This is a genomic window from Spirosoma fluviale (assembly GCF_900230225.1).
GTDB classification, from domain to species: Bacteria; Bacteroidota; Bacteroidia; order Cytophagales; family Spirosomataceae; genus Spirosoma; species Spirosoma fluviale.
In genome coordinates this window covers 380,675-403,268 of the sequence record NZ_OCNH01000003.1, presented here as the reverse complement: position 1 = coordinate 403,268, position 22,594 = coordinate 380,675, and the positions used below count along the sequence as shown (strand labels likewise).

The following is a 22,594-nucleotide window of genomic DNA, read 5'->3' as shown; positions in this document are numbered from 1 at the left end:
CCTTCAGCCTGTCAGGTTGAAGGCTTTTTTTGTGGTCCGCCGTTGCGGTTGTATTTTTGCAAAAATCAATGAGCGAATGTTGAATGAGCGAATGAGTGAATAACCTATTAGCAGCTATTTACTCATTCGCTCGTTCACTCATTCAAAACTATTTATGGGACTTCAATGTGGAATCGTGGGTTTGCCGAATGTTGGCAAATCGACGCTGTTTAACGCAATATCGAGCGGAAAGGCCGAAGCGGCCAACTATCCGTTCTGCACAATAGAGCCCAACGTGGGCGTAGTAACCGTACCCGACGAACGGCTGGACACCCTCGAAAGTCTGGTGAAACCCCAGCGGGTAGTGCCTACCATTATCGAGTTTGTCGACATTGCCGGTTTGGTGAAAGGCGCTAGTCAGGGGGCTGGGCTGGGCAATAAATTCCTGGCCAATATTCGTGAAGTGGATGCCATCGTTCACGTAATCCGATGCTTCGAAGATGATAACATCGTTCACGTTGAAGGCAAGGTCGATCCAATATCGGACAAGGAGATCATCGACGCTGAGTTACAGCTAAAGGATTTAGAAGCTGTTGATAAGAAAATCCAGAAAATTGCAAAGGCGGCTCAGGTTGGCGATGCGAAAGCGAAAGCGGAGTTAGCCATTCTGAAAGTATATAAATCAACCCTCGAAGCGGGGAAGAGCGCCCGTACCGTTCAGGTGTCGCCCGAAGAGCAGGAAGCTGCTATTGGCGACATTGCCCTGCTTACCGTGAAGCCCGTTATTTACGTGGCTAACGTCGACGAAGGATCCCTTCCAAACGGAAACGCCTATTCTGATAAACTCAGGGAAGCGGTGAAAGATGAAGGGGCTGAAGTAATCATTATCAGTGCCGGTATTGAATCGCAGATCGCCGAAATGGAAGACCTCGAAGAACGCGAGATGTTCCTGGGCGAATATGGTCTGACCGAATCCGGTTTGAGCCAGCTTATTAAGGCATCGTATCGACTGCTGGGGCTGATCACCTACTTTACGGCGGGTGTTAAAGAGGTTCGTGCCTGGACCATCCACCGCGGTTGGAAGGCGCCACAGGCCGCCGGGGTAATCCACTCCGATTTCGAACGCAAGTTCATTCGGGCACAGGTCATGAAACTCCCCGACTTTACGCAGTTTAAAACCGAAGCGGGCGTCCGTGAAGCCGGTAAATTAGCCGTAGAAGGTAAAGAATACGTTGTACAGGACGGCGACATCATGGAATTCCTGCACAGCGCCTAACTACTTCCGTTTATTCACCCCTACCCGTCTATAGGCGATCAGTTGGTCGGCGCGGGAAGCGGGTGGCCGGTGGTAGATGAATATTTCGTAGTCATTTTCAGTGGATGAGAAACTTCCTTCGATGAAGTTCTCATCCACTTTTGGTTGTGGGCCGGTTGTGGCAACAATGTAATCGTAGTTGTAGACGCCTTGCTTCAGCAGAATAGTAGCCCGGTAGGCACCTAGTGTTGGATCGAACTCCATACGGTTGCGGTCTGTGAGTTGCCAGAAGTTAAACGCGCCATTTACGTACATAGAAACCCCCGGTATCTCGGCGGTTTTGAGGGTAAAAATCGTTTCGATATAATCGGCATTGGTGGCTCCGTTGCCCGTTTCGCGGTGGTCGATAACAAACTGGCCGTTAAAGTCGTCGCTTTGAATGTAAACGCCCCGGCTGCGCGGCTGGTCAGTTTGTACGTACGCAATGTTTCGGTCGGCGGGGCGGTCGATGCGGTCGATGTAATTGGCACGGGATAACACCGTCCGCGTGTCGAAAAACCGGAATTCATTCCCGCCCGGCATGATATTACTCAAATCAACGAGTCGGTATTCCAGGGTCTGGTCAAACGCCTGCACATTGGTGGGCCGCAGCCCCCGAATCTCGCGGTCGTCGCGGTAATTCTGACGGATAACAACTTTAAAATCATCCTGGGGCGAAATTACCTGATAGCCTCTGTAGTTAACGCTCATATCAATTTGCTGATCGCTAAACTGACGGGACGGATTTGACGAGAAGCGCACATCGGCGGCCACCGTTACCCGGTTCTGATAGGTACTGAACCGGCGCGTAAAAAGAATGTTGTTCCGGTTGCGTTCGTCATAAACGACCAGCACGTAATTACCCGGCAGTTTCACCCGTGGGAGGGTAAATCGGTAGTGGTAATACGGGATTTTGGTATTAATTGAGTTCTGGTATTCTGTGATGGGGTTGTCGTTGTATTCGTACGTAAACTCGATGTCGTTCAGGATGGAGCGTTGCCAGTCGGCGTTGCAATGCACCAGACGAGCCCGAAAAGACCGGTAATCGGCCGTCAGATCGTCGAACTCCAGTTGGAGCACTACCTGTTCATCCAGCGAGATAACGGGCGGATTCAGCGTTAGTGCCGGGTCGATCAGGTTAGTGCCGACTTGCGGAAATAGCAAAACAGAAGCTATTTTAGGATCATAAATACGGTCGATGGTCTGAAGTTGCTGGGCAGCTATGGGAAAAGCAAACACCCAAAGTAACATAACGGCAGGAAGCCTTAGGGAAGCAATCATTTACAGTGGTTTTAATCGGCGATTGGTAAATAGCCAGTCGTCAGTCTATTTGTTAATGAACGATAGACTCTTCCCTGATTATACAGTGCTATCAACATTCGCCGGTTTCAGCGGTTGATATCTTTACGATTATTGTCTACTCAGGTAAACTTCTATATGGTCAACTATAACCCTAAAGACTGGTTTCGGTTTATTATCACCTTCAACCGGGCCGACACGGTGCGTAAGCTGTTACCGGCGCTGGTAATTATTGGTCTCTACTCGTTTATTATCGTTCATCTGATTGAGATGGCCGATTTGAGTGATAACCCGCATCTGAAGAATTTTTCGCTCATGCACACCTTGCTGAGTTTCGTTATTTCGATGTTACTGGTTTTCCGGACAAACACCGCTTATGACCGCTGGTGGGAAGGCCGTAAACTTTGGGGCGCTCTGGTCAACAACAGTCGAAATATGGCCCTGAAGCTGGATCAGCTGCTGGAACCGGCCCAGAGCGAGCCCCGCCAGTTTTTCAGGGCTATGATTCCCAACTTCGCGTTTGCCCTCAAAAACCATTTACGCCAACAGGGCGTCGAACATGAATTTGCAGAAAGTGCTTGGTTCGGCGTGCACAACCTTCGGTTGAGTGAGCATGTTCCCCAGCAGATCGCGCTGGCTATTTTTGGCCGATTAAATGAATTACAGCGCCGGGGTATTTTGCTACCCGAACACCTGCTCCTGCTCAACCCGGAAATTCAGTCGCTGATGGACATTTGCGGAGCCTGTGAGCGGATAAAAAACACCCCCATTCCCTTTTCCTACAGTTCGTTTATCAAGAAATTCATTTTCATTTACTGCATTTCCCTGCCGCTGGGGTACGTCTCCAATCTGCATTACCTGGTTGTGCCGCTGGTCGTATTCGTTTTTTATGTGCTGGCCAGCCTTGAAGTTATTGCCGAAGAAATCGAAAACCCATTCGGTACCGATGACAATGACCTGCCGCTCGACACCATCTGTAAGGGCATCCACAAAACTGTGACCCAGTCGTTCGACCATACCGAAATGCTGGCGCAAACCGACCAACTCAGCGAGATACCAAAGGGTTTTTCGTATGAGAAATAGGCGATTATAAACAACTCACTCAAATAAGCCAAGTTGCCCGGCGGGCCTGAACAGAGTCGTCGTCAACTCGACAGGCCGACGATCGGCGAGGTATTTCTGGCAGGCAATCCGGTGCAGTTGAGCAATCTGCTGGGCGTACTTACCCTCGCCCGACATGCGGGTTTTGAACCGGGAATCGTTCAGCTGGCCCCCATGACAATCGGCAATTTGGTTGAGAACGCGGTCGGCCCGCTCAGGAAAGGTCTGCCGAAGCCAATCGGTGAACAGGGGGGCCACCGCACCGTTTAGCCGGACAACCGTATAAGCCGCCCAGCACGCACCCTGATTGGCAGCCTGCTCAATGAGTTTCGGAATTTCGTGATCGTTCAGGCTGGGAATTATCGGGGCCGTCATAATCCCCACGGGAACGCCCGCCCGGTGCAGCGCACCCATCGTTTTAAACCGCTGCGTAGCCGTAACCGTACGCGGCTCCATCAACAACCGAAGGGATTCGTTGCCGGTGGTAATCGAGATGGCGACACTCACCAGGTTACGTTCAGCAAGTGGCTTTAGAATATCCAGATCGCGGAGGATCAATGCATTCTTAGTGATGATCGACACCGGATTTCGGTACTGAAGGCACAACGCCAGCATCTGCCGGGTGAGCCTGTATGTACGTTCGGCGGGTTGGTAGCAATCAGTATTTCCGGAAAAATGGATTATGCCCGGTTTGTAGGACCGCGACTGAAACTGCTTTTCGAGCAGGGAGGGCGCGTTTTTCTTCACCATGATCTTGCTCTCGAAGTCAAGCCCGGCCGAGAAGCCCCAGTACTCGTGCGTAGGTCGGGCGTAGCAATAGATGCAACCGTGCTCACACCCCTGATAGGGATTTATGGAAGCCGAAAAACCAATATCCGGGCTAGTGGGCCGACTGATGATCTGCTTTGGCGTCTCTTCGAAGAATTGCGTTTTTACCGTTGGTTTCGGAAAATCTTCGTCAAACAACTCACCTTCTTCGTCAGGCTCATACTGATGTGCCGAAAATGAATTGACTGAATTAAACTGTGCTCCCCGCCCCTTTTTGTAGTCGCCCATAATCGTACAAATAAAACATAAATATATTTTACATGTACGATTTTCACTAAATCAATAAATGGCTTCGCTCAGGTCAGTAGGTTCGTAAGTGGCTGACGTATGCAACTACTTACCGACTCACTGACCTGGGCGAAGCCGCTTATTAACTTACTAACTTTAGGCTAGTTTTTTCTCCCACTCTTCCGCTTCGAGCATAGCGGTTTCCCACTCGTCCTGAAGCTTATTGATCTGGGCCATCACATGGCGGTATTCGTCATTTTTGGCCTGCATCAGCTTGTCTTCGCCATAAGTTGCGGGGTCGGCGAGTTCGATTTCAAGGCGTTTTTTACGCTCTTCCAGTTGGGCAATTTTGGTTTCTGACTCCTCCGCCTGACGGGTCAGGTTCTTCAGTGTCTTCTGCCACTCTTTGCGCTCATCGTCCGACGCCCGGCCATTGGGGGCCTTTCCATTCGAATGTCCATTGCTAGCAGGTACCTGAGTCGTGGCGGGCTGCATCTTGGAATTATCGACGGGTTGCTTCGACGGGCCAAGTCCCTGCGCTCTTCGCTCTTCCTGCCACCACTCGTATTCGTCGTAGGTGCCCGGATACTCTTTGATCTGTTCGTCTTCGATATACCAGATCTTGTTGGCAATCTGCGATACGAAGTACCGGTCGTGGGAAACTACCACGTAGGTACCTTCATACTGTTGCAGAGCCTGAATCAGAATATTCACCGACTGCATGTCCAGGTGGTTGGTCGGTTCGTCGAGCAGCAGGAAGTTCGCCTGTGAAAGCAGCACTTTTGCCAGTGCTACACGCGATTTCTCCCCCCCGGAAAGTACTTTAATTTTCTTGAAGACATCATCGCCCGAGAACAGGAAGCAGCCCAGTACGCCCCGGAGTTCACCATCCGATTTCGTTGGGTTTGCCTGTTTCAACTCCTCCAGCATCGAATCCTCCACCCGCAACGACTCAAGCTGGTGCTGGGCGTAGAAGCTAAACGAAACATTATAGCCAAGTATCCGCTCGCCATCAATGGGTTCAGAGCCCGAAATAATTCGTAACAGTGTTGACTTACCACGTCCGTTGGCACCAATCAGAGCAACTTTGTCACCCCGTTCGAGCCGGGCGGTAGAATGCGTTAGAATGCGTTTCTCGCCGTAGGCTTTCGAAATATCATCCAGATGCAGAATGTGCCGACCGGGCTGCTGCGAGAAGTTGAACTTGAAGTTCACCCGCGCATTGCTGTCGATGACATCGTCGACAAGCTCCATCCGTTCGAGTTGTTTAACCCGGCTCTGAGCCTGTTTAGCCTTCGAGGCTTTGGCTTTAAAGCGTTCGATGAATCGTTCCGTCTGCCGGATTTTGGCCTGCTGGTTCTCAAAAGCGCCTTTCTGAATTTCATTCCGCAGGGCTTTCTCTTCCATGTAATAGGAGTAGTCACCAGCATAATAATTCAGTTTCGCACCCGATACTTCCACGATGGTGTCGACCACATTGTCGATGAATTCGCGGTCGTGGGATACCACGATAACCGAGCCTTCGTAATTCTGAACATATTTCTCAACCCACTGAATGGAGGGTAAGTCAAGGTGGTTAGTTGGCTCATCAAGCATGAGCAGCGACGGTTTTTCGAGCAGCAGCTTGGCAAGCATAACCCGCATGCGCCACCCTCCGGAAAAGAGTCGCAGAGGCCGGTGCAGATCGTCGGTCGAGAAGCCCAGTCCTTCCAGAATTTCTTCGGCTCTGGATTGAATGGTATAGCCGTCGAGCGCATCGAACTCTTCCTGTGCTTTTCCGAGCTTATCGACCAGATCATCGGTATAATTGACATCCATTTGATGGAGCAGCTCGTCAATCTTTATCTGCAACTCATTCTGCCGCGCAAACGCCTGCATAGCCACCGACAGGATAGAGTCGTCGGTCTGGTACGACAGCAAATCCTGGTTCAGGAAGCCAATCGTTACATCGCCTGCTTTGGAGATGGTTCCCCCATCAGGCTGATACTCGCCATTGATAATACGGAGCAGGGTAGACTTGCCGGTACCATTAAGACCAATGAGGCCGATTTTCTGGTTTGGCTTTATATGGAGCGAGGCATTATCATAAAGTGCCCGGCTACCGAGGTAGTACGATAGGTTCGTAATGGAAATCATGGGTGCAAATTTACCAAAAATAGAACGGATACTTGCGTTCTTAAATTCCACTCTGTTATATTTGCACTCGCAAAAGCGACTAAAAGCCTCCTTAGCTCAGTTGGTAGAGCACTTCATTCGTAATGAAGGGGTCGTAGGTTCAAGTCCTATAGGAGGCTCCAAGAACACATTTAGGCTAATCCGTTTTAGAGTTTAAATACTCAAAATCAACGGGCTAGCCTTTTTTTCTTTATTCAGCCTTATTGATTGATATACGGTTTAATAAGGTTTATTCGTCCCCTCATTCGTCCCCTGCATTATTTAAGTTCGTACATTGCCATTGACCAAACCAGTTAATGACCATGCGAACTATTACCGATCAGGCGGCAAAGTGATAACACGGTTCGAACATATCGAACTACTCTGTACAGACTTCGTGAGTATGAAGCTAAGGGCCAGCCTCTTTTTGCTGATGTATACTCGCAGGCAGTTCACGAAGATTTGCTGGCATTCTGCTGGACAGAGTTAGACCTACATCCGAACTCCGTTTTTAATGTTTGTAAGCATTTGCGGGCTTTTTTTAATTATTGCAAACACTCATTTGAATTAGACCCACGACAGGCCCGGATTACACCTCGCTTTTTAGAAGGAGGCCGTGTCTTTTTCGAAGAGACTGAACTAGATCAATTGAAAGCAATACCCGTTTCAAGATCAATGGATCGCGTACGGGATGCATTTCTTTTTACCTGTTCGAATGGCCTAAGATATTCGGATTGGGCACGCCTTACTCTACAGCACGTATAGCCCCGACCAGCGGATGGCTGAACTCTCGAAAGTCATGGATAAGCTCAACTACCGACACGGCCGCGACAAGGTGAGATTAGCCGGAGCGGGTTACAATCCGACCTGGCATCATAAACGCGAACACCTGTCGCCCTGCTACACGACGAAATGGAAGGATATTTTGGAGGTGAAATAACAGGCATTCTTTCCAAGTACGGATGAAGAGTGTTTTGACGAATCTTACTGGTTCTATAGGATATTCGGCCGTTTTCGCACCAGAATGGTTGACCCCTAAAAGGGTGATTTTCCCATTGCTACCGACCTGTTAACTAAGTAATTTTACACACCATTTATCAGCTTGAAAAGCTGCCAGGTCGCTGGCACACTGTAGGAATATCTGCCAGCCGGAAACAATAATAGTCTGATTTTTAGATAGTTATGCGACCTATACCAGCTACCAAAGGGGCCATTTTACCGTTCTTGCCAAATGGCATGAAATACCCGCTATAATATCTGCTAAAGATAATTCTTCAAAACGAGTTTATTCTCAAATGCATTTTTGACTGTGAAAAGCATCAAAATGAGCCTTTCCACAGGTACCAGACCGGCAAAATTTCCTGCTTTCTAAACGGTCACTAGAAACTAATATTTTCACGTAAGCCACTTTATTGAGATCACGTATACTATATGCGTGGTGAATGTATTGCGCAATAGCCTGCCCCAGCGGTATTAATTAATCCTCACTTTAATAATGCCTGATTATCAACTAATTAATCAATTAAAAATTCATAAACTAAACCTTAAACAATAATCACTATGGCAAGCGTCGTCGGAACTTGGGCAATCACCACCGATTGGGGGTGTGATGGTAGTATTACTGGCTCATTTAATCAAACATTCAAGGCAGATGGTACTTGGTCTTCCACTCCTTTCGTACACAGTGGAAGATGGTTTCAAGTCGAAGGACTTGTTATATGGACGTTCAAAGATATTCCGGACTTAGTCTACGCCGTTAACTTATCCGGAAGTTGGATGGCAGGTGCACAGGGTTATGAAACGACAGGCGGAATGAAAGGTTGTTGTGGTGGTCACAAAACGGGAACTCCTGGAATCACAGCAGCGGCAGTAATTGCGAAGGAAGGGAAGGGCTCTGATCCATCGCTTGGCAAATAGGTTTATTGAATATAGCTACTAGAATGAGGTCTTCTGTATTTGCTCTAAAAGTAAATACAGAAGACCTTTTTTATTGTTGGACTAAATTTCACGAATCATACGGTACTCATTACGCTGACAATTAGCTAATCATCATCACTCAACGCAACAAGCAATACCGTTCGGTACTCGTTAAGCTGTTTCACTGACAGATTGCTTCCCCGACTACCGGCCACATTCAAAATCCGAATCTGATTTGCTGCCAGCCATGCCCGTAACTCATCAGCCGTTGGGTTGATGATATATGGTTTCCTTTCTTTCTTGCATATGAAGAAAGCCCGTCAACTGATGGAGCCGATAAGAAACCGGGCAGTTAGCTTGGTGAAGATAAAGTGCTAAATAGAACCTATCCCGTTTCAGGCTGCACAATAAAGGGGCTAGAATCAACGTTTAATAGTCATCAAGCTTGTGAAGCCCCGGTAGTCCGACTATCGGGGCTTTTATGTGCCCCGCACCGCCGGACCTAATAGCAGATCTTACAGGGCACCTAGCCTGCACTTCGAGCCTGCGCCACCGACACCTGACTAACCCCATGCGTACACCGGGCCAGCCCCCGGCACATACCCCTGTGATAGGCATAGGTGCTGCGGCTCTCGCAAATGGATACGTAAGCTACCGCGACACGCGGAGCCCCACTGGAAAGCATTACGAAGAGGTAGCTGAGAATTCATTAAGTAGGGGCTCGCTTTCTGATAAGCCGAAGATAGATGGGCAATGTCAACATGTCCTTAGCGATTTGTCCCGTTCCACGTCGGCGGGGACCGCGTCCCGTGTTTCGTGGCAAGTCCAGGCTCGACGCTACCTCCCGATCAGGTACTGACAAACAATTTGCTTACTCCAAGGTTAAAATCCGGAGCTACACGAAGTATAGACTCATCACTCGTTACTGATACCAACAATGAAAATAGGAATCATAGGGGCCGGCTTCATCGGCAGTGCCCTGGCCGTTCGGCTCACCAGCCTCGGCCACTCAGTGGTTATTGCCAACTCGCGTGGCCCTGAAACCCTGGGTGAGGTGGCCCAAAAGACCGGCGCTACTCCCGGTACGCCCCATGAAGCGGTTCACTACGGCGAAATCATCGTGGTGACCATTCCGCTGAAAAATATTCCTGATCTGCCTGAAGACTTGTTCGATGGCGTACCCGCTGAGGTGCCCGTCATTGACACCAGCAACTACTACCCTCTGTTGCGGGATGGACACATCGCCGAATTAGAACAGGGTGAGTTGACCGAAAGCGAATGGGTGCAGCAGCACCTGGGTCGGCCAGTGGTAAAGGTATTCAACAATATCCTGGCCGACCACCTGGAAAAATTGGGACAACCCGTGGGCTCACCCGGCCGTATCGGGCTGCCGGTGGCCGGTGATGACCCCGCTGCCAAGCAAAAAGTAATGGCTCTGGTAGAGGAACTGGGCTTTGATGCGGTGGATGACGGCAGCTTGCATGAATCGTGGCGGCAACAACCCGGCACACCGTGCTACGCAGCTGATATGTCTGCCCAGGAGCTACGGCAGCAGTTAGACAGTCTGGGTACAAAGCGCACGGAGGAGCAACACGCACAGTTCTTAGCCAATCACGCTGCGCTGGAAAAGCAAATGGAAGCTCAGGGCATCAAACTGAAATAACCAATGATCAACCCGCTCCTCTTAACAGTAGGTGCTTATAGGAGTACACCAACTTTTTGATGAAAGTTGTGCTCAGTTGCGGCTGGTGCGGCTTTTGTATGACCTGATTTTTGGGATGCGTCAATGAGAAAAGGATTGAAAACCAGTGTCACACTCAATTTACATCTTGGACCATGCCGGTCGCAATCGGACGTTTTAATGAAGGATTGCTGACGTTGAAAGTAGGTTAGCTTATTTCCCAAAGCAATGACAAGCGTTCATTTGACCAAGCGTTTAAAGAGATAAGCACTATTAACAATTACCGAGGCTACGGTTAGGAGCATACGATTAAGTAAAGCAAGCTAAAATGTAGATAAGCCGGCGGTTAATGAGTTATTTTAGCCTTTCCTGAAGTTTGGGATTCTATCATTTTTCGGTATTGTGCTTTGACGAATAAGTTATTGGCTAGAATAGCGAGCAAGAGCCCAATCAACAAAGCTATCAGTGATTTATTGCTTGTTTTCATTAGGGTGAAAATTGGTTTCGATTGTACTCGTTTTACGTCTATGTACCTCATAGTGTATCAGCACTTCCTCTATGCTCATGTTCAATAAGTCCAGGGTGAAGAAGAACGAAGGCAAATCGCTTTCAATGAAGCGATCTTTGCGATTCGCCATAATTTGTTCTTTACCCAAGGGGGCTACTGAATAGCCTAAACCACGTTTGTTAATAATAATATGCTTGTTTTGAAGGTATTCGTAGCTCCTTAGAATCGTGTGAGGATTTACTTGCAGGGAAATGGCAAGATCACGAACCGAGGGGATCCGTTCGCCTTCATTCCACTTTCCCTGTAGAATGTCTTCGCAGATACGCTCGGCTATTTGCCAGTATATTGATTGTCGGTCTTTAAAGTCCACTAAGTGTCAAATTAATTAGATCTGCTTTTCTTGTAAGCGCTTGTAACTTACTACGAAGAACCCTAGTACCACGACAAGGGGTAATATATAAGGCCAGGGATAAGTCAAATCGGCGGCAGATACCCGGTACACGGTCAAGCTACTATCACGCACCACGGACCAGCCAGCAAAGGGGATAGCTCCTAGCATGAGTGGATAATCGGCCAGAAATTTAGCATACGCTGTATTCAAGATACTAATCGCCAGTGCACCCACCAGCAGATAGGTTAGTGTTTTGACGTAGGCTAGTTTAGCGAAGTAGATTGACCCGACAAAAACAGCACTATGAATTAAGAAGTAACAGTAAGAAGCATAAATGGCTACCTCCCTGGACACAGCGCTGTATCGGTTCACACCAACCGATATTCTTTCGTTAGCCATGAGGGTAGTCTGGTAGTGAAGTAGCCAAAAAGAGAGCAGAAACGGAATCACAAATACCAGATTAACCAAGAGCGAGCACAGGGTTTTCTCCCCTGTGGAAGCCGGAATCATCAAGGCAAATATCCCTTTCTGACCGCCTGTGTAGTCGCTCAATGCTGTACTGGTGTAAAAGCTACTGCCAAACAAAAGAACTAGGGGAATAGCTGCGTACTGGATTAGCTGCCAGATGTTATTGTAGGCCTCATAAAACAAGGGGGGCAGTTGCGTCAGCAGTACACAGCCGATCAGCAGCGAACCTACCCACACATACTGTTTCCATTTTTGGGAAAAGTCCAGGCCAATTAGGATACTAATCCGTTTAAAGCTAAAGGATTGATTCATGATGTTAGTTCGATTTGAGGTGATCACCTTCAGCCGGTAATTGATCGAAGATCTGTTGGATGCGGATTGGGTTTTCAATGACAGCATTGAAAAGGTATTCAAGATCCAACTGACTATCCAAACCCCCTACATTTCTGGTCACCACTTTATAGCCGCTTGGGACCGTTTGTGCATATAGTGCTTCGGCATCAGGCGTTAGTTCGCTGCAGGTGTGAAATGAGAGCAGTTGTTCTATGTCATCGGTGCTTGCTTGAAGTGCTAGCTTGTTCTGGTTCACTATGATTACGCTGTCGATCAAGTTTTCCAGATCACGTACCTGATGGGTAGCAATGATAATGACGCGGTCTTCGTCGAAAGCGGAAAGGATCAACTTCCTAAACTGTATCTTGGATGGAATATCTAATCCGTTGGTCGGTTCGTCCAACAGTAGAACGCTGGTGTTACAGGCTAGAGCAAAGGCAATCGCGGCTTTTTTTCGTTGCCCATATGACAGGCTATCTAATTGCCCTTCACCGACAATACCAAACTGGGCCATTGCTTCTTCAAACTGTTCTAGTTTGAAGTTAGGATATAGCACCCCGTATGTTTTTGCATAGTTCTTTATGGTACCTGATGGTAGATAAGGCTCTTCAGGCAGGTAAAATATTTGCTGCAAAAATTCGGCTTCTCTTTTGGCCGGCGTAAATTCCCATACGTTGATTTGGCCCTTGTTGGGGAAGAGCAGACCCGCCGTAATTCGAAGCAATGTCGATTTACCCTCACCGTTCTTACCAAGTAGGCCGTAGATGTGTCCAGGGGTAAGGGAAAGGCTCAGCTTTTCGAAGATTGGCTTGCGTTGTTTGTATCGAAAGCAAACTTGGTCAAAAGTAATCATACCAGGCAGTGTAGTGTTGTAGATAGCTACAACACTACAGAGTCATTGATGCTTTTTATCTACTGGTTTCCTCAGGAACATTTTTGGTCAGAGGCGCTCGTAGCAAAGCGATTCGGATAATTACTAATAGTTACTTTGAATCGTGTTTTTCCAGTGTCACGAAACGCCCTATTTATGGAGCAGATATATGAAGATTGCTCTGTCTCAAGTTGGAGCGTTATCTGAGAAAGCCTATTCCGCAGAGGATGAGCGAACGGAACCTAAAATGTCCTCAAGTCTACTACCCTTGCTGTCGCCATAACATTACCCAGCCTACTCAGCGGTCGCTACTTTCTTGACCAGGTTGGAGGGAAAGTAACAGTTGAAGCCTGTCTGTTTTTGCAGATCCGTCAACAAACTGATTGTTACTACACTACTCAGGCCGATGGCTTCCCGGCGTTGATCGACTATGGTCTTCGCCTGAGCAGTCAAGGAACTGCTTAAGTAGCCGAAGTGCGTCTCTTTACCGTTAGTCTTGACGGCCATATACCAGTCATCAATCATCGCAAATTCGTAGGGCGACAGTTGACCGGATTTTAAGGCCTTCATGAGCTTGGGTCTCACATGGGGATACACCGTATCTTGTAAGGCATAGGCTTTACTAATCGAGTTGTGATGACTCAGCATGACCGCAGCCCAGTAGCCATTGTGAATGAGTCGCTCACCGGGGTACCCGTATTGATCGATAATTGGGAGTAGTTGAGCCATCTGCTGCTCACTGTGGGGCGCAAACCGTTTTTCAGCGTACCGCTCTTGGGTAGCCCCAATGCGAAACAGCGCCAACAGGGCCTTTCGCTGATCCTTCTTAAACATTTTCTCGACCCGGACCCGAACATCCTGATTTCCTCCGTTTTGGTAAAACGCTCTGAGCGAGTCGTACTGTTGTTCAACCACACGCCACTGCGGATCGCCTTGGAGCGTAGTGACCAAGGCATTTTTCTTGATGTCGCTCAGGGTCCAACCCGTAGCGATTGCGTGTTTAAGATAGGTAAACGCCTGCTGTTTTTGGCCCACTTGTAGGGCCAACTGCGTGGCCACTTTGTAGTCCCTTGAAAAGACGAACTCGTAATGATCAAACATCTGTTTGTACAACGCGAATGCCTCCTGATAGTGCTTGTGGGCAATAAGCTGTTGAGCCCTGGCAATGGTTTGATGATAGGTTATATAATCGTTTTGATCGGCCAGGCCAGGCAGACTAGCCGGGTTGAATGCACCGAAGCGAAGGGCATTCAGAAGAAGATAAAGGGTAAGGAGTTGGTTCATGCCAGCGGTTTTACTACTCAGACGCGGATAGGGGTCGGGCGGTTGTAAGCCGTTAAGAAGTTTTAACAAACTAGTGACTGTTGGGGGCATGAGTGTCCTCTTTCTCGAATCTTCTCACTCCAACGGCAGCATAAAGGCAGGTCGATAAACTCGTTAGTCTCAAGTGGGAGCCTTTTTATAAGACAGTGATTTTTTACTATCTGTCCAGTGGTCCCTCGACGGCACAGTCCCTCGATGGCGGACCGTGCCGTCGAGGGACCGGCCATCGCGGCTCTATCCATAGCCTACGGTCCCACTTCTCCAAGCCCATGTTAACGGCACTATGCCTCTACTTTTGTTGCGATAAAGTTGCCAATAACTCTTCCAGGTTTTTCAGTGTCATCGCCGTTCCTTCCTTGAAGCCCATTTCAATCATCTTTTCTAACCGGACAAGCGATTCATTATAAATACTGATATGTACAGTTGTTTTGCCGTTTTGCTCGCTGAAATTTAAATCCCACTCAGAACCGGGCAATTCTGGGTTTTCATCTTTGTCGGCAAAAGCATTAAACAATTTAAAATTGGTTTTGGGACTAATGGACGTGTATTTTTGAATGGACCAATGCTCGTCTCCTTCAGGGCTTACCATCGCATAAAACCGTCGACCGCCCACTTCAAAATCCATAAATTTTGTTTTTGAGGTCCAAGGTTTGGGTGCCCACCATTGATCAAGAATTTCCTGCTTTGTGTAAGCATCCCATACCAACGAAAGGTCGGCATCAAATTCTCGAGAGAAGGTTACTGTTTTTGTTGTTTTGTCAACGGTGAAATCGATCATTTTTAGCCTTTTTTGAGGGTAGATAATACGTCGTCAAGTTGATTAAAACGAGTCTCCCAAATTTTCCTGAATTGGTTTACCCACTGATCAACCTCTTTTATTTTTTCAACTTCCAGTGAGTAGTATATCTCCCTGCCTTGTTGTTCCTGTTTCACCAGTTCACATTCCGTGAGTATGCGAAGATGTTTTGAAACCGATTGTCGGGTCGTGTTGAAGTTCTCCGCAATGGCGTTGGGTGTCATTGCCTGCAAGGCAATCAGGGTGATGATTGCCCGCCTTGTGGGGTCGGCTATTGCCTGAAAAATATCTCGTCTCATATTGATTGAATTTTACTTTGCGAAACCGAATGGTTGCAAATGTACGTGCAATCATTCGGTTTCGCAACTTTTTCAGATTGAGAGAAAATCAGTTGGAATTGTCGGCTTGGGGGGGCATCATAAAATGGCTACTGATTCGCCGATTGCCTCACTAAACGCCAAATAGTGAAGCAGATACACGAACGTCTCTTCGTCTCACGAATGAGCATTTTTGTGAGACACCCACTTTCTACTATCTGTCAAAATCAATCAGTCGCATACGGAATTTCAGCAATTGTCCAATGCTACTGAGCAGACTTAAAGCCTACAAGGTCCTTAACGCTCAACGATACCCGCCAATAAAGCGAATTTAGTGTAAGACAATTCCTTTACGTCAGTTTGCCAGGTCAGGAGTATGGGTTTTCTTATTCGCTTTTAACGAAATTGTAGAAGTCAGGGTGATCAACAAAAAAGCCAGTCCCAAAAGGTACATATAACCACCTGATATATCAGGTGTGGCAATAGTTTTGGTACTGTTGAGCATCTCATATACCGGAACTATTCCTTTTACCGCATACGCCTGTATCAGTGTAATAAAGCAGATAACAAGCAGCATGATAAAACTGTGCTTCACCGTAAACCGGAACAACTGCGACTCCTGCCCAACTAAATTACCAGCAGCAGCGGCCACGGCGATAGACTGGGGCGAGATCATTTTACCCACAACGCCCCCCGATACATTAGCGGCAACTGTAATCACCGGATCAACACCGATAGACTGAGCCGTCGCATATTGAAGTTTACTGAACAGAGCGTTGGCCGATGTGTCGGAGCCGGTAATGAATACGCCCAGCCAGCCCAGTACAGGCGCAAAAAACGGGAATAGGAATCCAGTGTTTGCCAGTACAGCCGCCAACGTGAGTGTAATACCCGAATCATTAACAATATAGGCAAAGCCTAACACGGCAGCAATCGTCAGAATTGGAAATTTCAACTGGTTAAGTGTGGCGATGAAAATGCGGGCTCCCTCCCGATAGGTTAAGCCAATCAACGGAATTACAATAAGGTTCGCGATAAGTATAGCCGTGCCAGCAGCCGATAAATAGTTAACCTTGAACAACTTAGGAATTAAAACTCCCTCTTTATCCAGAATGGCATTGTGAAGTCCGGGCACTTCAAACTGAAACAATCCAATTGTATTGAGGACCTCCTTTATAGGTTTCATACCCCAGGCAATGACCATAATCGTTAACACAATAAACGGCGACCAGGCCCGTAGCATTTGACCGCCGGTATACGTAATATCGGGGTTAAAAGTAGGCGCTGGTTCGTTGCTGAAGCGCCAGACCGTCCTGGGCTTCCAGAATCTAAGGAAGACCATTAGACAGATAATTGACCCTAAACCCGCAATGACATCCGGGAGGGAAGGCCCTAAGTAATTAGACGAAAACCACTGAAGGAGAGCAAACGAAATACCCGATACCAGCACAGCGGGCCATATTTCCCTGGCTTTCCTAAATCCGGCTATAATACTTACCAGATAAAATGGAAGTATAACGGATAAAATGGGAAGGGTCCGGCCAACCATTTGCGATATAGGCAACTCCGGAATACCGGACACCTGCGAGGCCACCGTAATGGGAATACCTATGGAGCCAAACGCCACCGGAGCTGTATTAGCAATCAGGCAGATGCCGGATGCGTATAGCGGATTAAAACCCAAACCCACTAACATGGCTGCGGTAATAGCAACAGGAGCCCCAAAACCTGCTGTACCTTCCAGGAAAGAACCAAACGAAAAGGCGATCAACAAAGCCTGCAAACGCCTGTCGGATGTGATAGACGCCATGAAGTGCTTAATAATTTCAAACTGACCACTTTTAACGGTTAGATTAAAAAGGAAAACAGACATGATTACCAGCCAACAAATAGGAAAAAGGCCGTACAAAGCTCCATGACCTATTGAGAGCAATGCCAGTTTTATCGGCATTCCATAGATAATAATGGCGATAAGTGAGGCAATGAGGATCGCGATCAAACTAGCCAGGTAACCTTTCATTTTTCTTATGATCAATGCCCAGAAAATGAAGATGATAGGCATTGCTGCAATTAGGACAGATAACAAAATATTGTTAAGAGGATCAATAACCTGTGTCCATTTCATAGAGTTTACTACATAAAATGTGTACCCTGAAAATTATTTCGACCTGTCCCTGAAGGCTTACAGAACTTCTTCGGTAACGCTTGTTCGAAAATCAAGATTTTCGGTGATGCGTTTACGTTCGTTGGTAAATGTATCCACATACATACGGATCCGTTGTTTTGCCACATCCAGATCCATATTGTTGAGATTGATATTGAGCAGGTCGATAAACCAAGGGATTTTTTCCTGACTAAGAATATATGCTGTGGCTATTTCTTTAGCAATGGGCAACGTAGTCGTTTTCGACAGATCGAATACGTCTTTGTTATCGGCATTCAGGAGTTTTTCGTACTCTTGATCCAGTATTCTGTTTAATAGGGCTTCCGAAAATGTGTCGCCTGCCCGGGTACCCGTTTCTTCATCAGCCTCTGTCAGTAAGGCCCCTTTATGCAGCCATTCCCAAAGAATACTGAGCCTGATCTCGCCAGTGGCCATATCTTCCATCAGATACAGTATGTCTTCATTGCCAAAGAAGTCTGCCGGTTTTAACGCGGCTGCCTGCATTCCCTGTCCAAATGCATTTCCATATTGAAGCGCCACGCTAAGCAAATTACGAGCGCCCCGAATGTCGGTTGGAGCCGGTTCGAGCTGTGTTAAGCCAGCGGCATCCGCTTGTGTGTAGGTAAGCTGCGGAAACAAACGCCCCAACTGATTCGCTTCGCCAGCGTTCTCCCACACAGGTCTGACAATATGCACCATTTTCCAGTGCGCCACCCATTTTCCGCTTGCTCCCGCCTGTTGCTCCCGCTGAGCCCCGGCAATCGCTTTGGTCATGCTTGCCGCTACGCCGGCTTCTGAACCCACCGGAATATTAGGCTCCATGCCACCCTGCCATAAAGCAAAATTGCCGTTCTGATCGGGTGTGTTAACCGCCCGTCGAACACGATCTTCGTAGTTTCGCATGTAGCCGTACGTCATCGTGATCGCTTCGATATTTGGGTTAATAAAGGTCTTATCCCAGGCCAGCGCATCGGCAACACTATTAATGTAATCCCAACGGCCGGTGTTGTACCCCACAAAGTGCCTGCCCAAAGCAGCTCGAATTTCCATTAATTGGTAAGTAGCTTCCAGTTGTTCGACCAGCACATAAACCTTGATTGTGCCCACGCTCAAGTCAAGATGTTTTTCCAGACTACTCAACAATTCATTCCATAGGGCAGCCTCCTCCGCAGTCTGAATTTTGGGCAGATACAGCACAATAGAGGAACCGGCTTTTTGCAGGGCCTGGTAGTTATTCACTACATAAAGCGTCAGGTCGACGATTGAAGCGGCCATGGCTATGCCTTTAGCATCGCGGATATGCCGGTCGTCAAGATGAAGGCCTCTTGCCCGGAATATCTTCGTAGTGAAATTAAGCTGTTCTGCCCAGTCAGTAATGGTTGGGTGGCCAAGGAACGACTCTGCCCAGCGGTTCATCTCGATAGCTACCTGTTCGGCTACAGTTAAAAAGCGTGGATCTTTATGAATAGCCAGCTTTAGATTTCGCTGGTTATCGAGCGACATGGTGCCAACCTGGCCCAGCGCATCTTCGCCATCGAACATCCAGCCATCGGCACCGGACAGCAGCGCATACGCTACGTTTCGAATGCTGTTTTCAAGAGGTGCATTAGGTTTTGCAGCCGGTCCGGTTCCCTGTATCCATTGACGTTGCAGATCGGCGAGAATCACCGCCCCGTCGAATTTACCATCGCGTGCGTCCTGCACCAGAAGGCCTGTTCCGGGAATAGTACTATCCGGGTCAAGGAACGTGATACGCTGTTGCTGTTGCTGCCGCCAGTTTCTACGCTGCATGCGCTGATCCATCAGGGCTTTGATTCGCTGGTTGAAGGGGGTCAGGATTGCAAGAGCCTGCAGGGCCTCTGGTGTATAAACGTCCTGATAAATTACTTGCAGGTCGTTACGAATTGAAATCGGATGACTGGACATAAAGCAGATACGCTTTGGCGTTAAATGGCTGGTGATTGAAAGAAATAGAAAGGACGTAGCAGAATCAGGCGGCAAAAGGTACATCAGGGCTCTGTTCCAGAATAAATACCGTCATTGTAATGGCACCGTGCGCTCCCAGTACCAATGCCTGCTCAATATCCGCCGTTTTGGATGGGCCACCAATGAATGCACCGAAACCATAGTTTCCCTCGCCAATTTGGGCGTAGGCTTCGTGCAAAGTCGCAACAATGACGTGAGCCGGGATTACCACTGCCAGATGCTGACATATATACGGAATGATCCGCTGTCCCATTCGTTGCTCGGGGAGCCAGACGGCACCGTTTTCAGCAACCGCCAACTCAGCCTCAATAACTGCCAGCTCAACATCATTAAATGTGTGAGGGTCAGCCGTGGTTGATATTAATTCAAAGGACTCGCTCAACTCCTGCAGGGTGGTGATGATCCGTTTCGTTGCATCGAAATTCCGTGGGATCAACGCACTCACCTCACACCAATTTTTTGCTAAAAAAACCTGCCCGCCAATACTGGTAAACACATCGCAGTAGGTACTGACAACATGCTGACTGTCGTCCTTAAATACATCGGTATCGGGTAATGGTCTGGCTGGTGGCTGGTTTTTTAGTACGTCAGCCAGTATATTTTCTCGACTATTCATTTCGGTTTTCGCAGATTACAGGATACGAACTTGCTTTCAGGGGTAAATAACGGTGATCCGACTTGTCAATGTTCGTCAGCCTCCTCTGTCTGATCGTTGTTTTTTGCGTACCATTCGTCGAACGAACCCTTCCGGCCATCCGGCATTTCCCGCTGTTTGAACCAGGGATTGAGTTTGTTATTCACCGCGAAGGGAATGTTGTTCAAAACCCATCGTCCAGCTTTCCCCATTCTGGCATAGGACGTTGGCGAGGATAACGTCCAGGCCATTGCCTTCATCCCAAACACCTTGGTATTCGCAGCATACCCTTCCCGCACAATTACCTGCCGCCATTCGTACAATTGATCATGAATATTAATTTTCACGGGGCATACATTGGAGCAGGACCCACAGAGTGTTGACGCAAACGGCAGATCCGCGTGTTTTTTCATATCCAGATTCGGGGCCAGAATAGCGCCAATAGGCCCGGAAATGGTGTTGTGGTAACTCAAACCACCGCTCTTGCGGTACACTGGGCAGGTATTCATACAGGCTCCGCAACGGATGCATTTTAACGAATCCCGAAAGGCGGGGCGTCCTAACTGGCGGCTCCGGCCGTAATCGACCAGAATCAGGTGCATCTCCTGCCCTTCTCGCGGCCTTTTAAAATGACTGGAGTAAATAGTTATGGGCTGACCGGTGGCACTTCTGGCCAGTAACCGCAGAAAAACGGCCAGGTGTTTCTTCTGGGGAACAATCTTTTCGAGCCCCATCGAAGCAATCTGTACGTCCGATAAATGAGCACCCATATCGGCATTTCCCTCGTTCGTACACACAACGTATTCTCCGGTTTCGGCCACGGCAAAGTTGACACCTGTCAGCGCAGCGCGTCGGGTCACAAAAACATTACGCAAGTGCTTACGGGCAACGCGGGTTAACAGAGTGGGGTCCGATACGCCTTTTTCTGTACCCAGATGTTCATGAAAAAGCGCCCCGATTTCCTCTTTACGTTTATGTATGCAAGGAAGTACAATATGACTGGGCGGCTCGTTGTCCAATTGCTGAATATACTCCCCCAGGTCGGAGTTGATCACATCAACTCCCCGTTCAATAAGATACTCATTCAGATGACACTCTTCGGTCAACATCGATTTGCTCTTAACCAGTTGCCGAATGTCTTTTTCTTTCAGGATGGAATAAACAATGGCATTGTGTTCTTCGGCATCAGCTGCCCAGTGAACCTTTATTCCGTTCCTGGTCGCATTAGCCTCAAACTGAAGCAGATAATCGTGCAGATTGGAAAGTACATTATTTTTTATCTGCGAAGCCGCTTCGCGTAAGGCTTCCCATTCCGGAATTTTTTTGGAAGCGATATCCCGTTTCTGTCGAATCCACCAAAGAGCTCCGTCGTGCCAGTCAACGTGTTCCTCATTTTGGATAAAAGCCTCGGCTAAGGCCGCGTGATCTTTGGTTATTTTTTCCATTACCAGGTTGAGTTTAGGATTTCGGCAATGTGTACGACTTTCACAGCGTTTTTTTTACGCTGAATGATTCCTTCCAGGTGCATCAGACATGAGAGATCGACGGATGTAATGTACTCAGCCCCATTTTTTGTATGATCAGTAATTCGGTCTTTCCCCATTTTCACCGATACGGCTTCTTCAGCGACACAAAAGGTGCCGCCAAATCCACAGCACTCATCCGGTCGATCGAGGGAAACCAACTCAAGGCCTTCTACCATGTTAAGGAGCTGCACCGGTTTTGAGAAGCTGGGTGCATTTAGCTCGCTCATCTGAGCCAGACCCAGCCCCCGTAGCCCGTGGCAACTCTGATGGATGCCCACTTTGTAGGGAAAGCGGGCATTCAGGTTTTCCACGTTCAGCACATCCGTCAGAAACTCGACCAGTTCATACACCTTCGACCGAACACCCTCTGCCAGAGCCGGATCAACCGTCGAATGCAGATGCTGCTTTACATGCAATACGCAACTGGCCGATGGTGCTACGATATAATCGAACCTGGAAAAGTTTTGCAGGAACAAGTCGTTACACTCCTGGGTAAGATGTTCGAAGCCTGAGTTAGCCATAGGTTGCCCACAACAGGTTTGTTTTGGTGGAAAGGTCACCTTAACGCCGAGTTTCCGGAGTAACTGCAACGACGCAATGGCCGCTTGCGGGTAAAACTGGTTTACATAACAGGGAATAAACAGTCCGACGTGCATAAAGAAAGAAAGAGGTAAGGTTAGCTTTACGACAAGGTCACTCCTGCTAAAGTCAATCACTTGATTACCATCCAAAAAACTGAGAATCAGAAGACTTTACTCATTTTCTGTTAATCAGGGTAACGGCTACCCGTATATGT

20 protein-coding genes and 1 tRNA gene are annotated in these 22,594 nt (G+C 48.0%); 6 read left to right on the top strand and 15 right to left on the bottom strand.

Annotation, left to right across the window (positions count from 1 at the left end; all coding sequences use genetic code 11):
* Positions 1-154: 154 nt before the first annotated feature.
* Positions 155-1,255 carry a redox-regulated ATPase YchF gene (gene ychF / locus CRO74_RS17935; protein ID WP_097127581.1) on the top strand — a complete coding sequence of 367 codons (1,101 nt, stop codon included), beginning with the start codon at positions 155-157 and terminating at the stop codon, positions 1,253-1,255.
* On the opposite strand, the gene CRO74_RS17930 is transcribed toward ychF, so the two are convergent.
* On the bottom strand, positions 1,256-2,524 hold the full coding sequence (locus CRO74_RS17930) for a type IX secretion system plug protein (protein WP_449448532.1): 1,269 nt from the start codon (positions 2,522-2,524) through the stop codon (positions 1,256-1,258).
* 186 nt (positions 2,525-2,710) lie between these two features.
* Between CRO74_RS17930 and CRO74_RS17925 the strand changes: the two genes are divergently transcribed.
* Positions 2,711-3,655, top strand: a complete 945-nt coding sequence (locus tag CRO74_RS17925; RefSeq protein ID WP_097127578.1) for a bestrophin family protein — start codon at positions 2,711-2,713, stop codon at positions 3,653-3,655.
* Positions 3,656-3,670: 15 nt separating this feature from the next.
* Here CRO74_RS17925 and CRO74_RS17920 read toward each other — a convergent pair whose 3' ends face one another.
* The gene (locus CRO74_RS17920; RefSeq protein WP_097127576.1) at positions 3,671-4,729 is read right to left on the bottom strand and encodes a PA0069 family radical SAM protein; all 1,059 of its coding nucleotides are present in this window, start codon (positions 4,727-4,729) and stop codon (positions 3,671-3,673) included.
* Between the two features lie 156 nt (positions 4,730-4,885).
* A complete protein-coding gene (locus CRO74_RS17915; protein ID WP_097127575.1) occupies positions 4,886-6,865 on the bottom strand; it encodes an ABC-F family ATP-binding cassette domain-containing protein in 1,980 nt (659 codons plus the stop codon).
* Between the two features lie 85 nt (positions 6,866-6,950).
* Between CRO74_RS17915 and CRO74_RS17910 the strand changes: the two genes are divergently transcribed.
* The 3 genes from CRO74_RS17910 (at position 6,951) to CRO74_RS17900 (ending at position 8,800) form a co-directional block, all read left to right on the top strand.
* A tRNA-Thr gene (locus tag CRO74_RS17910) sits at positions 6,951-7,026 on the top strand.
* A 635-nt stretch (positions 7,027-7,661) separates the two neighbouring features.
* Positions 7,662-7,823: a DUF4113 domain-containing protein gene (locus tag CRO74_RS17905; protein ID WP_097127573.1), complete on the top strand. Its 162-nt coding sequence runs from the start codon at positions 7,662-7,664 to the stop codon at positions 7,821-7,823.
* 620 nt (positions 7,824-8,443) lie between these two features.
* Positions 8,444-8,800 (top strand): hypothetical protein, encoded by a 357-nt coding sequence (locus CRO74_RS17900; RefSeq protein ID WP_097127572.1) that lies wholly within the window; start codon positions 8,444-8,446, stop codon positions 8,798-8,800.
* 526 nt (positions 8,801-9,326) lie between these two features.
* On the opposite strand, the gene CRO74_RS31650 is transcribed toward CRO74_RS17900, so the two are convergent.
* Entirely contained in the window at positions 9,327-9,485 is a 159-nt protein-coding gene (locus tag CRO74_RS31650) for a hypothetical protein (RefSeq protein WP_179830235.1), read from the bottom strand.
* Positions 9,486-9,737: 252 nt separating this feature from the next.
* Between CRO74_RS31650 and CRO74_RS17895 the strand changes: the two genes are divergently transcribed.
* Positions 9,738-10,463 carry an NADPH-dependent F420 reductase gene (locus tag CRO74_RS17895; protein WP_097127570.1) on the top strand — a complete coding sequence of 242 codons (726 nt, stop codon included), beginning with the start codon at positions 9,738-9,740 and terminating at the stop codon, positions 10,461-10,463.
* Between the two features lie 488 nt (positions 10,464-10,951).
* On the opposite strand, the gene CRO74_RS17890 is transcribed toward CRO74_RS17895, so the two are convergent.
* The 11 genes from CRO74_RS17890 to CRO74_RS17840 form a co-directional block, all read right to left on the bottom strand.
* The gene (locus CRO74_RS17890) at positions 10,952-11,359 is read right to left on the bottom strand and encodes a GntR family transcriptional regulator (RefSeq protein WP_097127568.1); all 408 of its coding nucleotides are present in this window, start codon (positions 11,357-11,359) and stop codon (positions 10,952-10,954) included.
* 15 nt (positions 11,360-11,374) lie between these two features.
* Positions 11,375-12,160 carry a hypothetical protein gene (locus CRO74_RS17885; RefSeq protein ID WP_097127567.1) on the bottom strand — a complete coding sequence of 262 codons (786 nt, stop codon included), beginning with the start codon at positions 12,158-12,160 and terminating at the stop codon, positions 11,375-11,377.
* A 4-nt stretch (positions 12,161-12,164) separates the two neighbouring features.
* A complete protein-coding gene (locus tag CRO74_RS17880) occupies positions 12,165-13,034 on the bottom strand; it encodes an ABC transporter ATP-binding protein (protein WP_097127565.1) in 870 nt (289 codons plus the stop codon).
* 312 nt (positions 13,035-13,346) lie between these two features.
* A complete protein-coding gene (locus CRO74_RS17875; protein WP_097127564.1) occupies positions 13,347-14,405 on the bottom strand; it encodes a hypothetical protein in 1,059 nt (352 codons plus the stop codon).
* 259 nt (positions 14,406-14,664) lie between these two features.
* Positions 14,665-15,153: an SRPBCC family protein gene (locus tag CRO74_RS17870; protein ID WP_097127562.1), complete on the bottom strand. Its 489-nt coding sequence runs from the start codon at positions 15,151-15,153 to the stop codon at positions 14,665-14,667.
* Positions 15,154-15,155: 2 nt separating this feature from the next.
* The gene (locus CRO74_RS17865; RefSeq protein ID WP_097127561.1) at positions 15,156-15,470 is read right to left on the bottom strand and encodes an ArsR/SmtB family transcription factor; all 315 of its coding nucleotides are present in this window, start codon (positions 15,468-15,470) and stop codon (positions 15,156-15,158) included.
* 373 nt (positions 15,471-15,843) lie between these two features.
* Positions 15,844-17,613, bottom strand: coding sequence for an L-lactate permease (locus tag CRO74_RS17860; RefSeq protein ID WP_097127559.1), 1,770 nt, complete (start codon positions 17,611-17,613; stop codon positions 15,844-15,846).
* Between the two features lie 57 nt (positions 17,614-17,670).
* Positions 17,671-19,578: an aldolase/citrate lyase/malate synthase family protein gene (locus tag CRO74_RS17855; RefSeq protein WP_097127558.1), complete on the bottom strand. Its 1,908-nt coding sequence runs from the start codon at positions 19,576-19,578 to the stop codon at positions 17,671-17,673.
* Positions 19,579-19,642: 64 nt separating this feature from the next.
* Complete coding sequence (locus CRO74_RS17850; protein ID WP_097127556.1) at positions 19,643-20,254, bottom strand: LutC/YkgG family protein; 612 nt, start codon at positions 20,252-20,254, stop codon at positions 19,643-19,645.
* 65 nt (positions 20,255-20,319) lie between these two features.
* Positions 20,320-21,717, bottom strand: coding sequence for a lactate utilization protein B (locus tag CRO74_RS17845; RefSeq protein ID WP_097127555.1), 1,398 nt, complete (start codon positions 21,715-21,717; stop codon positions 20,320-20,322).
* A complete protein-coding gene (locus CRO74_RS17840; RefSeq protein ID WP_097127553.1) occupies positions 21,717-22,454 on the bottom strand; it encodes a (Fe-S)-binding protein in 738 nt (245 codons plus the stop codon). The genes CRO74_RS17845 and CRO74_RS17840 overlap by 1 nt, the downstream gene beginning before the upstream one ends.
* Positions 22,455-22,594 lie beyond the last annotated feature (140 nt).

What these genes read in the sequence shown, in the direction of transcription:
- ychF (WP_097127581.1), top strand. Translation starts at nt 155, where the DNA reads ATGGGACTTCAATGTGGAATCGTGGGTTTGCCGAATGTTGGCAAATCG.
- CRO74_RS17905 (WP_097127573.1), top strand. Translation starts at nt 7,662, where the DNA reads ATGGCTGAACTCTCGAAAGTCATGGATAAGCTCAACTACCGACACGGC.
- CRO74_RS17860 (WP_097127559.1), bottom strand. Translation starts at nt 17,613, where the DNA reads ATGAAATGGACACAGGTTATTGATCCTCTTAACAATATTTTGTTATCT.
- CRO74_RS17880 (WP_097127565.1), bottom strand. Translation starts at nt 13,034, where the DNA reads ATGATTACTTTTGACCAAGTTTGCTTTCGATACAAACAACGCAAGCCA.
- CRO74_RS17930 (WP_449448532.1), bottom strand. Translation starts at nt 2,524, where the DNA reads ATGTTACTTTGGGTGTTTGCTTTTCCCATAGCTGCCCAGCAACTTCAG.
- CRO74_RS17845 (WP_097127555.1), bottom strand. Translation starts at nt 21,717, where the DNA reads ATGGAAAAAATAACCAAAGATCACGCGGCCTTAGCCGAGGCTTTTATC.
- CRO74_RS17850 (WP_097127556.1), bottom strand. Translation starts at nt 20,254, where the DNA reads ATGAATAGTCGAGAAAATATACTGGCTGACGTACTAAAAAACCAGCCA.
- CRO74_RS17915 (WP_097127575.1), bottom strand. Translation starts at nt 6,865, where the DNA reads ATGATTTCCATTACGAACCTATCGTACTACCTCGGTAGCCGGGCACTT.
- CRO74_RS17900 (WP_097127572.1), top strand. Translation starts at nt 8,444, where the DNA reads ATGGCAAGCGTCGTCGGAACTTGGGCAATCACCACCGATTGGGGGTGT.
- CRO74_RS17855 (WP_097127558.1), bottom strand. Translation starts at nt 19,578, where the DNA reads ATGTCCAGTCATCCGATTTCAATTCGTAACGACCTGCAAGTAATTTAT.
- CRO74_RS17920 (WP_097127576.1), bottom strand. Translation starts at nt 4,729, where the DNA reads ATGGGCGACTACAAAAAGGGGCGGGGAGCACAGTTTAATTCAGTCAAT.
- CRO74_RS17925 (WP_097127578.1), top strand. Translation starts at nt 2,711, where the DNA reads ATGGTCAACTATAACCCTAAAGACTGGTTTCGGTTTATTATCACCTTC.
- CRO74_RS17870 (WP_097127562.1), bottom strand. Translation starts at nt 15,153, where the DNA reads ATGATCGATTTCACCGTTGACAAAACAACAAAAACAGTAACCTTCTCT.
- CRO74_RS31650 (WP_179830235.1), bottom strand. Translation starts at nt 9,485, where the DNA reads ATGCTTTCCAGTGGGGCTCCGCGTGTCGCGGTAGCTTACGTATCCATT.
- CRO74_RS17885 (WP_097127567.1), bottom strand. Translation starts at nt 12,160, where the DNA reads ATGAATCAATCCTTTAGCTTTAAACGGATTAGTATCCTAATTGGCCTG.
- CRO74_RS17840 (WP_097127553.1), bottom strand. Translation starts at nt 22,454, where the DNA reads ATGCACGTCGGACTGTTTATTCCCTGTTATGTAAACCAGTTTTACCCG.
- CRO74_RS17865 (WP_097127561.1), bottom strand. Translation starts at nt 15,470, where the DNA reads ATGAGACGAGATATTTTTCAGGCAATAGCCGACCCCACAAGGCGGGCA.
- CRO74_RS17895 (WP_097127570.1), top strand. Translation starts at nt 9,738, where the DNA reads ATGAAAATAGGAATCATAGGGGCCGGCTTCATCGGCAGTGCCCTGGCC.